Annotated in this window: 15 protein-coding genes, 3 tRNA genes and 2 pseudogenes; 14 read left to right on the top strand and 6 right to left on the bottom strand. The window is 37.5% G+C overall.

Annotated features, from left to right (window positions below; translation table 11 throughout):
* Positions 1–25: 25 nt before the first annotated feature.
* From orn to P4S71_RS05445, 4 genes are all read left to right on the top strand, one after another.
* On the top strand, positions 26–571 hold the full coding sequence (gene orn, locus P4S71_RS05460; RefSeq protein ID WP_337119404.1) for an oligoribonuclease: 546 nt from the start codon (positions 26–28) through the stop codon (positions 569–571).
* 199 nt (positions 572–770) lie between these two features.
* Positions 771–846: transfer RNA gene (locus P4S71_RS05455), tRNA-Gly, on the top strand.
* 43 nt (positions 847–889) lie between these two features.
* Positions 890–965: transfer RNA gene (locus tag P4S71_RS05450), tRNA-Gly, on the top strand.
* 43 nt (positions 966–1,008) lie between these two features.
* Positions 1,009–1,084, top strand: a tRNA-Gly gene (locus P4S71_RS05445).
* Positions 1,085–1,317: 233 nt separating this feature from the next.
* On the opposite strand, the gene P4S71_RS05440 is transcribed toward P4S71_RS05445, so the two are convergent.
* The 3 genes from P4S71_RS05440 to P4S71_RS05430 form a co-directional block, all read right to left on the bottom strand.
* Positions 1,318–1,746, bottom strand: coding sequence for a secondary thiamine-phosphate synthase enzyme YjbQ (locus P4S71_RS05440; protein ID WP_008135799.1), 429 nt, complete (start codon positions 1,744–1,746; stop codon positions 1,318–1,320).
* Positions 1,743–2,210, bottom strand: coding sequence for a chemotaxis protein CheX (locus P4S71_RS05435; RefSeq protein WP_337150245.1), 468 nt, complete (start codon positions 2,208–2,210; stop codon positions 1,743–1,745). The genes P4S71_RS05440 and P4S71_RS05435 overlap by 4 nt, the downstream gene beginning before the upstream one ends.
* A gap of 77 nt (positions 2,211–2,287) precedes the next feature.
* Positions 2,288–2,725 carry a transcriptional repressor gene (locus tag P4S71_RS05430; protein WP_337151596.1) on the bottom strand — a complete coding sequence of 146 codons (438 nt, stop codon included), beginning with the start codon at positions 2,723–2,725 and terminating at the stop codon, positions 2,288–2,290.
* Between the two features lie 94 nt (positions 2,726–2,819).
* On the opposite strand from P4S71_RS05430, the gene P4S71_RS05425 reads away from it, so the two are divergent.
* Positions 2,820–3,440, top strand: coding sequence for a MarC family protein (locus tag P4S71_RS05425; RefSeq protein ID WP_007378742.1), 621 nt, complete (start codon positions 2,820–2,822; stop codon positions 3,438–3,440).
* A gap of 925 nt (positions 3,441–4,365) precedes the next feature.
* Here the strand turns inward: P4S71_RS05425 and P4S71_RS05420 are convergent.
* A complete protein-coding gene (locus tag P4S71_RS05420) occupies positions 4,366–5,625 on the bottom strand; it encodes an IS4 family transposase (protein WP_337119945.1) in 1,260 nt (419 codons plus the stop codon).
* 156 nt (positions 5,626–5,781) lie between these two features.
* On the opposite strand from P4S71_RS05420, the gene P4S71_RS05415 reads away from it, so the two are divergent.
* From P4S71_RS05415 to P4S71_RS05375, 9 genes and pseudogenes are all read left to right on the top strand, one after another.
* Entirely contained in the window at positions 5,782–6,246 is a 465-nt protein-coding gene (locus tag P4S71_RS05415; RefSeq protein WP_096793724.1) for a hypothetical protein, read from the top strand.
* A 57-nt stretch (positions 6,247–6,303) separates the two neighbouring features.
* Entirely contained in the window at positions 6,304–7,980 is a 1,677-nt protein-coding gene (locus P4S71_RS05410; RefSeq protein ID WP_337150244.1) for a methyl-accepting chemotaxis protein, read from the top strand.
* A 393-nt stretch (positions 7,981–8,373) separates the two neighbouring features.
* Complete coding sequence (dusA, locus tag P4S71_RS05405; RefSeq protein ID WP_033029558.1) at positions 8,374–9,306, top strand: tRNA dihydrouridine(20/20a) synthase DusA; 933 nt, start codon at positions 8,374–8,376, stop codon at positions 9,304–9,306.
* Between the two features lie 244 nt (positions 9,307–9,550).
* Positions 9,551–10,231: a PspA/IM30 family protein gene (locus P4S71_RS05400; RefSeq protein ID WP_008135810.1), complete on the top strand. Its 681-nt coding sequence runs from the start codon at positions 9,551–9,553 to the stop codon at positions 10,229–10,231.
* Positions 10,232–10,240: 9 nt separating this feature from the next.
* Complete coding sequence (locus tag P4S71_RS05395) at positions 10,241–10,447, top strand: PspC domain-containing protein (RefSeq protein ID WP_337150243.1); 207 nt, start codon at positions 10,241–10,243, stop codon at positions 10,445–10,447.
* A 170-nt stretch (positions 10,448–10,617) separates the two neighbouring features.
* Complete coding sequence (locus P4S71_RS05390) at positions 10,618–10,944, top strand: hypothetical protein (RefSeq protein ID WP_007378285.1); 327 nt, start codon at positions 10,618–10,620, stop codon at positions 10,942–10,944.
* A 79-nt stretch (positions 10,945–11,023) separates the two neighbouring features.
* Positions 11,024–11,533, top strand: a complete 510-nt coding sequence (locus P4S71_RS05385) for a copper chaperone PCu(A)C (protein WP_007378286.1) — start codon at positions 11,024–11,026, stop codon at positions 11,531–11,533.
* A gap of 8 nt (positions 11,534–11,541) precedes the next feature.
* Positions 11,542–12,527, top strand: a pseudogene (locus tag P4S71_RS05380) (DUF2333 family protein).
* Between the two features lie 3 nt (positions 12,528–12,530).
* Positions 12,531–13,301, top strand: a complete 771-nt coding sequence (locus tag P4S71_RS05375; protein ID WP_337150242.1) for a TIGR04219 family outer membrane beta-barrel protein — start codon at positions 12,531–12,533, stop codon at positions 13,299–13,301.
* Positions 13,302–13,345: 44 nt separating this feature from the next.
* Here P4S71_RS05375 and P4S71_RS05370 read toward each other — a convergent pair.
* Together P4S71_RS05370 and P4S71_RS05365 are read right to left on the bottom strand one after the other, a co-directional pair.
* Positions 13,346–14,232, bottom strand: a pseudogene (locus P4S71_RS05370) (TIGR03899 family protein).
* Positions 14,201–14,740 (bottom strand): SRPBCC family protein, encoded by a 540-nt coding sequence (locus P4S71_RS05365; RefSeq protein WP_081824556.1) that lies wholly within the window; start codon positions 14,738–14,740, stop codon positions 14,201–14,203. Before P4S71_RS05365 ends, P4S71_RS05370 begins: the two are co-directional and overlap by 32 nt.
* Positions 14,741–14,784: the final 44 nt, after the last annotated feature.

Here is a 14,784-nt window from a genome sequence, read left to right as displayed (position 1 = left end):
TAAAGGAAAGCACCGCTTAGGTATTATGACTATTAATAAATCAAATTTAATTTGGCTCGATCTTGAAATGACCGGACTCGAACCAGAGACCGATAAAATACTCGAAATTGCGACGGTTGTCACTGACGCAGACCTGAATATATTAGCTGAAGGGCCAACCATAGCTATTCATCAAAGTGATGAATTACTAAATGGTATGGACGAGTGGTGTACTACGCAGCATGGTAAGTCGGGTTTAACAGCGCGCTGCAAAGCAAGTACATTCGATGAAGAGTATGCAGTGGCACAAACGTTAGATTTTTTAAAACAGTGGGTGCCTGCCGGTGTATCACCAATGTGTGGTAATTCAATTGGGCAAGACCGCCGCTTTATGAATAAATATATGCGTGAACTTGAAGATTTTTTTCATTACCGCAATCTCGACGTAAGTACTATTAAAGAATTAGCACGTCGCTGGAAACCTGAAGTGCTTGCTAAAGTGAACAAAAAAGGCTCACACCTTGCTTTGGACGATATTAAAGATTCGATTATGGAATTAAAAATCTATAGAGAAAATTTCTTTAATTTGTAAAAAACACTTGCAAACACATCGGATTATTGTAGAATCCTGCCCCGCTCAAGACGATAACCCACGCGGGGTTAGTGTGTTTGAGTTGTTTTTATTGTGGTCGTTTTACATCCACAATTAAAATGCAGTACTAGCTCAGTTGCTAGAATGTTGAATGCGACCTGTCGCGCTTAAGCGTAAAATAACTGAAGAAATAAAAAATGCGGTACTAGCTCAGTTGGTAGAGCGCGACCTTGCCAAGGTCGAGGTCACGAGTTCGAGCCTCGTGTACCGCTCCAATTTCTAACCAAAAGAAATTGTAGTGTTGAGTGAAAATATAATGCGGTACTAGCTCAGTTGGTAGAGCGCGACCTTGCCAAGGTCGAGGTCACGAGTTCGAGCCTCGTGTACCGCTCCAATTTCTAACCAAAAGAAATTGTAGTGATCAAAAGAAGTAAAATGCGGTACTAGCTCAGTTGGTAGAGCGCGACCTTGCCAAGGTCGAGGTCACGAGTTCGAGCCTCGTGTACCGCTCCAATCTTTTTATATCCTTTCAAAATTTCCTATATTAAAAATAATAAATAAAATTATAATTTAAAATCTCTCTTATCTACTTTATTCTTTGTGTAATATTCAGCATTGAAGTTTTGGTTGTTAAAAGCTATCGCTTCTCGGGCGAGCTCTGCGCCTACAATAAAGGTATTGTACTTTGAAGTTATGAGGTATGAGTGAGATAGGAGGAGTCAATAATTTAAAACCTGAAGCTTTTATTAAAGCCGCTCCCCCTGAATCGTTGCTATAATACGCCTAGCGCCACCAGAGTTGCGATGTTCACCTAAGTAAATACCTTGCCATGTACCTAGTGCTAAATACCCATTAGAAATAGGAATAGTTAACTCACAGCCCAATGTGCTGGTTTTAATATGTGCGGGCATGTCGTCATCGCCTTCATAATCATGGCGGTAATAAGGCTGGCATTCAGGAACGAATTTATTGAAATGGCTTTCCATATCCATACGCACCGTAGGATCGGCATTTTCGTTTATAGTAAGGCTAGCGGAGGTATGTTGGATGAATAGGTGTAACAAGCCTACTGTGTAAGTAGTAAGTTCAGGGAGTTGAGACAATATTTCGTCGTCAATTAAATGAAAACCCCGCGAGCGAGGTTTTAATACTATGACCTTTTGTTGCCAACTCATAGCTTATCGAAACTAACTTCAATATTTGCATTACCAGCATCGCTAGTGAATGGCATGATGATTTTTTTACCTTGGCTTTTATGGGTAATTGTATGCCCTTTCCCTGATACGACAATAGGTGTTGCCATATCAAAATCAAAGCCTTTTTCACCTAATAAATTTTTAGCGCCACCGGTAACCATATTAGTAATTTCGCCAACCATATCGGTTACTTCTTCATCAATTGAATCAGGGCGTTCGCCTAGCATGCGTTCCATAATAGTTAATGCTAGCTCTTCATCAAAGGTAATTGAAAATGAACCTTTAGTTTTTGGGCCTACCATGCCAATAAGGCCAGACACATCACCACAGGCTATTTCATCTGTTTTTATACGTGGTTTACCTGGCTTTAATTGAGTTTGAGCCATGGTACTTAATACATTTATCAAAGAAGATAAAAAAGGATTGATGAACTCTACATTCATATTGCTTACTCTTAAATTGATACTATGAAAATGGCTATAATTATATTAAGTATAGCCAATGTGGGTAACTTTGAGGGCTAGGATGTCCTACAAGAATCACATTTTCCATGTGCTTCGATAGTTTGTCCTGAAACAACAAATCCACCCTCAGCCGCTAAGTTATTAAGCTCATGTGAAATAATGGTAGAATGTAACTCTTTTACAAAACCACAAGTATCGCAAATTAATAACTGTACGGGATGAATATGATCAAAATGATGACACAGCATAAATGCATTTGTGCTTTCAATTTTATGAATAAAGCCTAGTTCGGCCAAAAAATCTAAGGCGCGATATATAGTGGCAGGTTTAGCACCTGACTCAGTTACTTTTAATTGTTCAAGTAAGTCATAGGCCCCCACGCCACCTTGGGCACTAGCGAGTAAGCGAAATACTTTCTCACGAATGGGTGTGAAACGTGCGCCACGGTTATCACATACTTGTTTTGCTTTACCTACGAGTGATTCTATATTCATCATTCTCTTATCCTTACGCTACCGTGATATACTAGCATACTGTGTTGTAGTTGCAGCGTTTTTATTAGACGCTTTTTATCTAGGAAACCCAGTAATGCATGAATTATTAGCCATATTTATCTTCTTTTTTGCGGTGATAGACCCCATTGGCACTGTACCTGTATTTATTGCAGTTACTCGCGGTGAAGATGAAAAATTTAAGCGCAAAGTAATATTTAAAGCCGTAGGTGTATCTGCCATCGTGCTTTTATTTTTTGTTGTAGCGGGTGAGCAACTACTTAATGCCATAGAAATTCCGCTTTCAGCATTTCAAATTGCTGGCGGCATAGTATTACTTATTTTTGCACTTTCAATGATATTTGGTGAAAGCAAACCAGAAACAGAAATAAAAAGTGTTCGAGATAGCACTGAGACTGCCATTTTCCCACTGGCTATTCCTTCTATAGCAAGCCCTGGTGCTATGTTGGGGGCCGTGTTGATGACTCGTAACGAAGAGCATACATGGGTTGAGCAGCTAATAACATCATCAACGATGTTAGCGGTGTTGGCTATTGTCCTAATTTTATTGCTCTTAGCTACGCATGTGCATAAATTAATTGGTGACAGTGGTGCAAGTATAATAAGTAGAATAATGGGGCTTATTTTGAGTTCAGTTGCGGTAACAAATATTTTAAGCGGTATTGCTCATTACTTTGGTTTGCAAGTGTTTACTTAAAGTCGTTGCGATTTTAGGAGACCATGACATTATATTTACTAACTTGAATTTGAAATAATTAATCACACGTAACGATATTTATGACTGGGAAATATTGGGTTTGCGTGTAGTAGGCCTACTGCTTATATGCAAATTACTCTTGCTGCCATTATGCGTATTTTAAATGTAATTTTTTGATTTTAAAATGTATTGTTGTTTTTGAGTGCAGTTTGGCCGTGTTTTATTAGAACGATATAATACTAAACGCAACCCCTTACTATATCGTTACAGTCTTAAATTGCTCACTCGTAGCGTTGTGTAAATTAAAGTAGGTATTTTTTATAGTACCAATCCTCATAAAAGTTTTAGCCTAGGAGCAGTTTATCTTTTGAGATTTAATTTTTAGCTGTGTGTTTGTTTTTTAGGCAAGATAGAGCCTGTGTCGTGAATAAATAGGCGATAATGCAGTACAAATATGCGCCGCCCTAATGGGGGGAGGGACGATTAACCTTCTGTTACTTACATTGATGAAGTTAAGTAGGCGCGAGCTAGGCATGAAAGCTTTACTCGGTTTTTACATGCACTTAAAGGGATGCAAGCCATTAGAGTTACGCGGGAGCAGTTACCGAACCCACTCGATTACAAACCTCGCACCGCGATTTAATCTTCCTTGGATTGAACAAATTTCTATTCACAAAGATCAACATGGCCTAGCTACAGTGCAATTTAATTATTGTTAATAGACCTCAAATCTAAGCCGATTGTTGTAAGTGAAATAGTATTGTTTTTATTTTTTAACTGATTTTATAAAAAATTTTACTAAGTAAATAATCCTGCCTATATTTATTAACAATACCACCCTGCATATAGAATAAATGTTTTTCTTAATTGTTTATTAGTTATTACATTTTTGGCTTTGTTGTAAGGAATACTCATAGCTTAGTTCTTAAGGAACACAGACCGTGTGACTTCCTATCTTAAAACGGCAAATATCATTGTTTTTCTCAATGCTTTGCCGCTTACAATTTACCGCTAGTAGCTCAAATACACGATGTATCTTATGGCTGCACCGTGTTTGTTCTATGCAATCCAGAATATCATCCAACCAAAGATAACTGCACTTACTCGCTCTAAATGTCGAGATCGCACACTTAAACATACCCGCTGCACTATGGCAGATAAAACGCTTGATAAGTGTTTGCAGTATGCTCAGCCAAACCAATGATTCGGCAATATGAGGATCTCGTGTGATGAACCCTTTAAGGTTATTCCATGACTTTAGTTCTTTGAAAAACAACTCAATTTGCCAACGAGTTGCATATATATCGAGTAGTTCGTCAAAGCTAAACTGTGCCTCTTTTAAATTAGTAACAAGGAAAACGGGGCGCTTTTCATTCGGTAAATAGATAAGCCTGTACTCGGGCCCATTTTTCTTCCAACGTACTGTTAATTCAAGTGGTTGGCTTGCGAATTTATCGAGTAACGTTTTGATTTTAATGTTCTTTTCTTTAAGTTCTATACCCGCGCAATAAGCTGATGTAACGATTGGGTTAATGTTTTTATTTGCTCTGATCAAAAAATATCCGCCATCTTGAGCTACTTGCTCAAAGTAATCTAAGTCAAAATACCCAGCATCAGCAAGTAATAACGTATCTTCAAGTGTGTGGCTACCTGGTAAAAAGGCGCGCTCAGTTTCAACATCAGGACGAATATCTATTTCGCAGGGTTGTTCATTAAATAGGTCATAGGTAACGTGCAACTCAATTGCGGCAGGACTTACAGCAGTAAAACGACCAGCAAAAACCTGCGCTAATTCATCATGTAGAGCAAATGAAGAACCATCTTGCAATAACACTCGCTGTATTCCTCGCTGGGTAAAAAAGGTTTTATCCAGCGTGTTTACAGTCAATTTAGACATCGCTTGAATAACGAGCTCACGGACAAGCTCAGTCAAGGCTGGTTTTCGAATTTGATTATGAAAGGGTTTATAACTTATCGTGCAATCAGCCTGCGTTCGCAAGTTTTGATGGATATCTGACAAGTTAGCGTCTTGCAGGCAAGATAGGCTTTTAAATACGGCTTTGAGCAGAGAAACGATCGACAGGCAACGGTGTCGAACTTGAAATCCAGAGGTTTTTGCAAGCTCAATGAGGTGTTTTTCTGAGATAAGGGCTTTTAATTGGTTTGAAACTTGGTTAATCTGCATGTGAACTCTGTTTTTAGTCATGTTTTTATTGGCGTAACTATTTGATCATTAACAGAGTTCAACTTCAAGTTTTCTTAAGATCCAACCTATGAAGGAATACTAACGTTGATGTGATGCTGGAGTGTTTGTTTGTTTCCTTATTTACAAGAGAAGATTATGAAAAATAAAGTTTTAAAATTTACAGCGTGTTTCTTTATATTTTTGACTCCTGCTGTTCAGGCGGGTGACGAGGTGAAACATATACCAGGCGTTTTTATTGGTACTACACATTTTGACAGTGAAAGTGAGTTTACGTTTGGTGTTGAGTATGAATATAAAATCACTCAAAAATGGGGCGCCGGAGTGGTGTATGAGCGAACAAATGATGCACATCATGGCGATGGTACTGCTGTCGCTTTGGCTTCGCTCTATTATCATCCAACTAAAAATATACGTTTAGGGGTGGGTTATGGTGAAGAGCGTATAGGCGGAGCTCATCCTCATAATGAGGATTTATATCGCATTAGCTCAGCCTATGATTTCCATGTCGGTGATTTTGGTATAGCACCAACGATAGCTATTGATTTTATTGATGATGAAGAAGCAGTAGTTGTCGGTTTAGCTATTACTCGACCTTTTTAAGTTTTTACTTTGTAACAGTAAAGTTAGGTTTAAGCCTAAAATATGAAGGGGTCTAAAATGTTAAATAAGTTATCTATTACAAGTAAAATATACTGCCTAGGAATATCACAAATATTTTTAATGGCGGTAATTGGGATTATATCTTTAACACAAATGAACAAAATTGGTATAGAGCTGGTTGATATAGCTGAGCGAGATATTCCGCTCAGCAACATGCTTACTACAATGTCTGAGCACAAATTAGAACAAACGATATTTTTTCAGCGAGCTTTATTACACGCAAGTTTAGAACCAGGTAAAGCCAATGAAGAAATCGAGAATAAACTCACGTCATTAACGCAAAAAATTCAAAGTGAATTTAATAAGTCAGAAAAATTTGTCACCGATTCTATTGATTATTTACACAGTGAAGAGGCAAAAGCGAGTTTTACTTCGCTAGCGAGTGACCTGAAGCTTTTAAATAAAGAATACCAAAGTATTTCTCTGAATATTAATGACATTATTGAGGCCACTAAAACGCAATCCGTTGGCAGCTTGGGTGATAAAATAAAGTTAATAGAAGTCGCAGAAGATAAATTTGAGGAAAAACTTATAGCTTTACTCTCTCAGATCCAGCAGTTTACTTTAAACTCAGCTTTGCAAGCTGAAAATGATGAAAAGCAAGGTATTAACCTTATTATTTATATATTTATCTTCTCCGTTATTGTGGGTGTTGTTTTGTCATATATGATTAGCAGAGCAATCGCTTTGCCTGTGAATATGCTAAAAAATAGATTAGTTGAAATAGCTGATGGCGATGGCGATTTAACGTTAAAGCTTGATGAAAGCGCCGGCGATGAAACTGGCGATACAGCAAGAGCGTTCAACAAATTTTTATCAATGCTAAGAGAAACAATAAATGAAGCTAATATACATTTATCGCAATTAGACGACTCATCAAAGTTTGCCGTAACTGTTATGCAGGAAACGGTAGTTAATGTTGAAAAGCAAAGAGCTGAAACCGAAATGGTTTCAACAGCAGTAGAAGAAATGAACTGTACAACTTTAGAAGTTGCGAGTAATACCCAGAATGCTTCTGATGTAACAGAAGCAGTCAAAGAGCGTGTATTAAAGGGCAAGGTAGAAGCTTCTGAGGCAAAAGTTGTTATTCAGCGTTTAGCTAAAGAAATAGATGAAGCAAGTACCGTAATTGAGTGCCTTGTTACAGAAACAAATAATATCGGCAGCGTTTTAGATACAATACAGAGTATTGCCGAACAAACCAATTTACTCGCTTTAAATGCTGCAATAGAAGCCGCTCGTGCTGGTGATACTGGTAGAGGTTTTGCTGTTGTAGCGGACGAAGTCAGGGCACTTGCTCAACGAACACAGGTCTCAACTGTTGATATACAAGGGCTGGTTACTCGCTTACAAAGTGAGGCGAAAAATGCGGTTGTTAGTATGAATAAAGGGATTAGTAGTGCTGACGAATGCCTTAAAAAAAGTACTGAAACGTCAGAAATATTTGCCAACTCAGCCATTGCTGTTAATGAGATTACGGACCTAAACTTACAGATTGCTACCGCAGCGGAAGAGCAGTCTGCTGTTGTAAGCGAAATAAATCAAAATTTAATTAATATTACTGATATTGCAATAGAAACATCTACAGGAGCAAAAAATACGTCAGAAGCAAATGAAAGTATCGCCCGATATATTGCTAATTTAAGAGTTAATTTGAATAAATTTAAAGTTTAAATTATGTTTTTATATAGAAGCAATGGAAGTGTGGCAATTCGGTAACATCATTACTAATTTAAAGATGTATATTTCTTTGATAATTAATGATTTTATGGGTTATGTAATTGTCTTGGGGCAGTGGTATTAGTTTAATGACTGTCGTGTACACAAATTAATGATATTTGCGTAAATTTATTAGTAGAGCCATATGGTTTATTTTAAGCTCGGCTACACCGATTGTCTTTTAAATGGTGTAGCTCATTATTTTAGTTTTTAGGTGTTTGCTTTGCATTGATGCCCGCTAGGCTTTTGTGTAAAATACAGCGCCTTTTAAGCTGTGCTTAATAACTTAATACCCTGAGGTTTGCTTTGAATAAATGTACTTTGGATAGACGCTTTTCTGTAGCCCCAATGCTTGATTGGACTGATCGTCATTGTCGTACTTTTCATCGCAAAATGACTAAACACACTGTGCTTTATACCGAAATGATAACCACAGGGGCTATCTTATTTGGTCGAGGCGATTACTTACATTTTAATAAACACGAAGGCCCAGTTGCGCTGCAACTTGGTGGCTCTGATCCTAAAGCGCTTGCGCAATGTGCAAAGCTAGCAGGTGAGCGTGGCTATGACGAAATAAATTTAAATGTAGGGTGCCCGTCAGACAGAGTTCAAAATGGCCGATTTGGCGCATGTTTAATGGCAGAGCCTCAATTAGTTGCTGAGTGTGTTGCAGCAATGAAAAACGAAGTAAGCATCCCTGTTACCGTTAAAACACGTATTGGTATTGATGAGCAAGATTCGTATGAGTTTTTGTGTGCGCTTATTGAGGCGTCGCATAAAGTAGGGTGTGATGATTTTATTATTCATGCTCGTAAAGCATGGCTCAATGGTTTAAGTCCAAAAGAAAATCGTGAAGTTCCACCGCTTGATTACCCACGTGTTTACCAACTTAAAAAAGATTATCCGCAGCTAGACTTAAGCCTAAATGGCGGTGTTAAAACAATTGAGCAGAGCCTAGAACATTTACAACATATTGATGGTGTAATGATTGGGCGTGAAGCTTACAGTAACCCATTTATGCTCAATGACGTTGATGAGAAAATTTATGGTGATACTGCAAACACGCAATCACGCCACGATGTAGTACGCTCAATGTACAGCTATATTGAAGAAGAAATGCGTTTGGGTGCTAATTTTTGGCATATTGCACGTCACATGCTCGGTATTTTTCAGGGGCAGCCTGGTGCGCGAGGTTTTAGACGCCACCTTTCTGAAAGTGGTCACGGTAAGCAAGCCGATTTATCAGTAATGGATAAAGCATTAAGCTTTGTACCCGAATAAAACTAAGCTTTAAAAATTCTAAATTTAAGCCACTTTCAAGTGGCTTTTTTGAACCTAAAAATTAGTCAAAAGCATAATTTATTGGCTAATTACACTCTATGCTATTCAGCTTAAAGTTACTAAAAATTTAATGGTTTATTAATTATATTATTGATATTAGGCTATTTTTCATTGTTTTTATGAACTTGGCACAACTCTTGGAATCTTCTTGTTGAAATTAATTAAAAATCAACAGGAGAATACCATGGGAATATTTAACCGCGTAAATGATGTAATTCAATCAAACATTGTGGCCATGCTTGATAAAGCTGAAGACCCTGAAAAACTTTTAAACCTAATGCTTACCGAGATGCAAGATGCATTGAATGAGTGTCGTAGTACAGCAGCCGCTTTATTGTGTGAAGAGAAAGTAATTAATCGCCAAATTGATACTAAAAAAACAGAATTAGCAGCTTGGCAAATTAAAGCAGAACGTGCGGTTGAGAAGGGCAGTGATGACCTTGCTAAATCAGCCTTACTTGAGAAGCAACGCGTTAACGAAAGCATTGAAAATAAGCAAAATCAACTAGAAACATTGCAAGAGTCTATTGCAAAAATTAAGGTTGATTGTGAACGCTTGCAGCAAAAAATGGCTATGGCTAAAACAAAGCAAGCTCAGTTAATGCAACGTCATCATGTTGTTATTGCTAGAGAGCGAATTAATACGCAATTACAAAGTGATAAAGTTGCCCATGCGTTGTCTCGTTTTGAACAAATAGAGCAGCGTGTTGAAGGCATTGAAGCTCAAGTAGAGGCTTATGAGCTGACTGATACAGCAAGCTCTACCAGTGCCCAAATTGAGTCGTTAGTTAAAAATGAAAAAATTGATGCTGAACTGGCTCGCTTAAAAGCGAACTTAAATACTAATTTAAAACACACTGCTTAGGAGATTGCTATGAACAGCTTTAATCGTCAACGAGGTTGGTATAAAGATACTTTGAATAAAAAAATATCGGGTGTTTGTAGTGGTTTAGCACATAGATTGGACTTTCCAGTATGGGCAACCCGCCTAGTTACTATTTTATTATTTTTGAGTTTTCCGTTTGTAATTGCACTTGGTTATTTTATAGCGCATTGCTGCCTTGAAAATAAAGAGTATTAATACTAAGAGGCATAAATGTTTGAACAATTTAACGAATTAAATCACTCTATAGCGTTGTTGAATTTTTTATTTAGAACAACTAGATATAAAAACTTTTGCCTAGTTATAGCGCAATTTTCTTCTCGTTAAATAGACCCATATATAAGCCGGTTGGTATAAGGAGAATTACTATGAAAGCTTTGGCAGTATGTGTATTTATCTATTTATTACTGTTTACTGATTTAATAGCGTTTGTGCATGTTGATTCTTGGCAGTTACCATTATGGATTGCTGATATTAGCTGGGCAGGGCTCGAGCTTGTAGGTGCTTTGGCCGCAATTGTTGCTGTGGTTGCGGTAGTGGCCTTAATTACTATGGGATTAGTTGGAGCGGGTGTTGTAGCATTAGCTGGGACTGTTTTAGCGTTTTTATTCGGATCAATAATGATTGCATGGCCGTTACTATTTGTTGCAGTGTTGTGTTGGCTTGTTGCTGATAACAAAAAAGTAGCCTCTTAATCCTTAATTTGACTGACTATTATGGGTTAACTATGTTAAATTTAGCCTGTAATTTAATGTTTTCACTAGGGATGAAATGATGACAAAGCAGTTTTTTTCGATGGCTTCAGCGTTAATGTTAGGTTTATTTACGTCATCATTGGCGGCGCATTCAGGGCATGAGCATGGTTCTGATGTGGCTGTACTCGAAGTAACTAACGCGCAAGTGAGGGAGTTTTTACCTGCCAGTACTGCAACTGTAGGCTATTTAACGCTTATTAATCACAGTGGAACAAACGCCACTTTAACTAAGGCAACAATTGATGGCTTAGGGCGTGTGGAAATACACGAGCATTCACATGTAGACGGCATGATGAAAATGCAACAAGTTGAATCGGTTGTAATTAAAGCGCATGAAAGTGTTAGCTTCCAACCAGGCGGTTATCATTTAATGGCATTTGAACCATTAGAGCCATTAAAAGTAGGGCAAGAACGTAAACTCACGCTATATTTTAGTGACGGTAACCGCTTGTTTACTAATGCTCAAGTGGTGTCGCTTGAAACGCAAGCTAAGCAGTCAAAACCATCTACTCAACACGCTCATCATTAGGAGTACACATGTCGCAACATAAAGGAAAAATAGCAGGAACAATTGTTTTACTGCTTATCATATTTTACGCAATTGCTGTTTATTGGAGTACTGAACCGGCACGTTTTGATGTTGTCGCTAATGCAAAAGAGCAAGCGCAGTTACGTAATGAAAAAATAGTTACAGGTTATACAACAACGGCAACGCTTATTGAGGTAGCGAGTACGATACTAAATAAACCGGGTGGTTATTTATCGAATGATGTTATACCGCCAAGTATTATTATGGATGACATGCCAGCGTGGGAATATGGTGCGTTAGAAATGACGCGTGATTTAGCGCTTTCTATGCGAAAAGATTTTAGCCGTTCGCAATCGCAATCAACAGAGCATGAAGCACTTAAAAAAGCACAGCCACAGTTTAATATAAGCTCTGAAGCGTGGGCATGGCCAAGCGCGGAGGAGAGTATCAAAAAGGAATTGATTATCTAGTCGTTTATCGTACACAAATAGCGAATCAGCACGAACGTGATAGCCAATTTTATGCGCGAGCTGATAATCTACGTAGTTGGTTAAAAGAAGCGGAAAAGCGCTTAGGTAGCTTAAGCCAACGTTTAAGTGCCAGTGTCGGCCAAGAAAAAGTGAATACTGATTTAGCTGGAAATTCGTCAAATAAACAAGCGACTCTTGCACCATTACAACAGCAAGTCAGAACACCTTGGCTAAAAATTGATGATGTTTTTTATGAATCTCGTGGCGCAACTTGGGCGTTGTTACACTTTTTACAAGCGGTAGAGTATGACTTTGCAGATGTACTTGAGAAGAAAAATGCTCGTGTTAGTGTGCAACAAATAATACGTGAACTTGAGGCAACCCAAGAAACGGTGTGGAGCCCAATAATTTTAAATGGGAATGGTTTTGGCTATGTGGCTAATCATTCCTTAGTTATGGCAAATTATATTTCTAGAGCCAATGCGGCTTTAATCGAACTTAGCGAACTACTAGCTCAAGGATAAAAAATGAAAAAGTATTGTTTAGCAGCAGCCCTTTCAATGGCATGTTTAGCACCTGCAGCACACGCTGACACTTTATTAGGTTTATATGTAGGGGTTGATGGCTGGAAATCAGATAATGATGGTCAGTTTTCTTATAAAAATAATGCATCTCAAGATTTCAATTTTGAAGATGAAACATTTATAAGTTATTATGCAGCCCTTGAGCACCCAGTACCGTTAATACCTAATATTAAATTAAAGTATACCGAACTTGAACTAAACGGTTCTGCAGTTTTAACTGATACATTTAGCTTTAATGGTTCAGACTATGTGGTTGGTACGACAGTTAATTCAATTAGCGATCTAACACACATTGATTATATTCTGTATTACGAAATTTTTGATAACGATTTAATCTCTATTGATTTAGGTTTGAATGCGAAACAGTTTGATGGTGAGGTTGCTGTAACGGGTACTACTCAAAGTGGCAACACTAACTTTACTGAAACCGTTGATTTTTCAGGTTTTGTACCACTTGCTTATGGTCGTGCAGAAGCCGGCCTGCCATTTACTGGTTTAAGTGTGTTTTTTGAAGGTAGCTTTTTGGCTATAGACGATAGTAAAGTACAAGATTACCAAGTGGGTATTGCGTGGGAATTTATTGATAACCTAGCGATTGATGTTGCAGTTAAAGCTGGATATCGCTCCATGGTATTAGAACTTGATGATGTAGATAATATTACTACAGATATCGATGCATCTGGCCCATTTGCAGGTATTCAGATTCACTTTTAATTACTCACTTGATAACTAGTTGAGTGATTTTATAGCGTGGTTTACTACTTAGTAGCATGCCACGCTAAATCAAATTCTACTTCTAATGCACTATTTATTAATTGTTTATACACTTTATTTACTGGAACGTTTATTAGTTTAGATAGCTCATCACCCGTTTGAGTGAATTTGTAATAACTCAGTACTAAATCATTGCTTTTTGCTTTTAACGTTACTTTTTGAGAAAAAATGAAAGCGTAAGTTCTTGCCCTGATTTTAACACGGCTGATTCAATTTCTTTTCGATACAATAAGTTAAGATCCATTAAAGTTAAAATGTCAGGAAAGCTGATACCTGTTTTTCCTAAATTTAGAGATACTTTATTGCCTTTGCGTAGTAAGTCAAAAATCGATGGTTTTTTATAAAATCCGAGTAAAATAAAGTGACTGTCGTCTTTTTCGTTATAGCTACTTAGTGATACACATTTTTGTAATGCATCGGCTTCGCGCTGAGTCATGTGCTTAAGTGTTTGCAGGCTCTTAATTGAAAATGTTCCAGGATTAAGGGTTTCGCCTGTAAGTATTTTTGCCCATAATGTTTGCATTGATTCGTTTGAGGTGTCTTCACAGAGCCCAATAAAGTGCTCTACCCAATCCGCATCAGGTTGTTTGCTACTTGCTACATCGGGACAAAACGCCATTGCCATCGCTAAGATTGTTTCAATATTTTGCTGTTGCTTAATAAGTAGTAAATCTTGTCGCTTTTGAGCGCGAGCTAAAACTGAATTATCGCTACTAATATGGTACAGCGGTTTTATTTTCCCCTGTGGGTTATAGTTTTTTTCATCGTTTGAGAGTGCGCCATTACTTCCTACCTTGGTTATAGAGTAACCAAGTAATGATTCTATGATGTTTGCGAGATTAATTCTTGCTTGTGCTGTTTTGACTGTCATGACTTTCCATTACATTTTGTATATCACTTAGTTGAGCAACTGTTTTTAAATTATTTAGCCCTAATGCAATTGTATTATTGAGCACATATTCGCTAAATATAGCCATGTAACCAGAAACAAGTATTGTCGTTGCTTGCCCTTCAATATGGCACTCTACATTTACACTGTTGTTACTATTAGTTGTAAACGTCAATGTGCCTTGTACGATATGTTCATTATTTAATAAGGTATTAAATACCATCTTACGATCATTTAATGCAGTAATTGTCATCTCACCATGCCCCCATTTACTGATCCATGATTGATGAGCTCCAATACCAGCACTTGGTTCACTAACTGCAAATTTAATGGATGGATCGACTTGTTGCCAAGGAGACCATTTATGCCATTCATCAAAATCGGTTGTTAATGATTTGATAGTACGAATACTTGCATTCACTTCGATAGTCTTATTGACGCTATAGTTTTGAGGAAGCATTAAGCCAATAATAATAATAGTGAGTAACAAAATTAAGAGACATTTTAACAGTGTTTTTAATAATTTAATAATTA

Origin of the sequence: Pseudoalteromonas sp. B62 (genome assembly GCF_037162565.1) — a bacterium.
GTDB classification, from domain to species: Bacteria; Pseudomonadota; Gammaproteobacteria; order Enterobacterales; family Alteromonadaceae; genus Pseudoalteromonas; species Pseudoalteromonas fuliginea.
Note: the sequence above shows the minus strand (reverse complement) of the source record. Positions and strands in the feature narration are given on the sequence as shown.

Excerpts from the sequence above, each read along its gene's own strand:
- orn (WP_337119404.1), top strand. The coding sequence starts at position 26 with ATGACTATTAATAAATCAAATTTAATTTGGCTCGATCTTGAAATGACC.
- P4S71_RS05440 (WP_008135799.1), bottom strand. The coding sequence starts at position 1,746 with ATGAGTTGGCAACAAAAGGTCATAGTATTAAAACCTCGCTCGCGGGGT.
- P4S71_RS05435 (WP_337150245.1), bottom strand. The coding sequence starts at position 2,210 with ATGAATGTAGAGTTCATCAATCCTTTTTTATCTTCTTTGATAAATGTA.
- P4S71_RS05430 (WP_337151596.1), bottom strand. The coding sequence starts at position 2,725 with ATGAATATAGAATCACTCGTAGGTAAAGCAAAACAAGTATGTGATAAC.
- P4S71_RS05425 (WP_007378742.1), top strand. The coding sequence starts at position 2,820 with ATGCATGAATTATTAGCCATATTTATCTTCTTTTTTGCGGTGATAGAC.
- P4S71_RS05420 (WP_337119945.1), bottom strand. The coding sequence starts at position 5,625 with ATGCAGATTAACCAAGTTTCAAACCAATTAAAAGCCCTTATCTCAGAA.
- P4S71_RS05415 (WP_096793724.1), top strand. The coding sequence starts at position 5,782 with ATGAAAAATAAAGTTTTAAAATTTACAGCGTGTTTCTTTATATTTTTG.
- P4S71_RS05410 (WP_337150244.1), top strand. The coding sequence starts at position 6,304 with ATGTTAAATAAGTTATCTATTACAAGTAAAATATACTGCCTAGGAATA.
- dusA (WP_033029558.1), top strand. The coding sequence starts at position 8,374 with ATGCTTGATTGGACTGATCGTCATTGTCGTACTTTTCATCGCAAAATG.
- P4S71_RS05400 (WP_008135810.1), top strand. The coding sequence starts at position 9,551 with ATGGGAATATTTAACCGCGTAAATGATGTAATTCAATCAAACATTGTG.
- P4S71_RS05395 (WP_337150243.1), top strand. The coding sequence starts at position 10,241 with ATGAACAGCTTTAATCGTCAACGAGGTTGGTATAAAGATACTTTGAAT.
- P4S71_RS05390 (WP_007378285.1), top strand. The coding sequence starts at position 10,618 with ATGAAAGCTTTGGCAGTATGTGTATTTATCTATTTATTACTGTTTACT.
- P4S71_RS05385 (WP_007378286.1), top strand. The coding sequence starts at position 11,024 with ATGACAAAGCAGTTTTTTTCGATGGCTTCAGCGTTAATGTTAGGTTTA.
- P4S71_RS05375 (WP_337150242.1), top strand. The coding sequence starts at position 12,531 with ATGAAAAAGTATTGTTTAGCAGCAGCCCTTTCAATGGCATGTTTAGCA.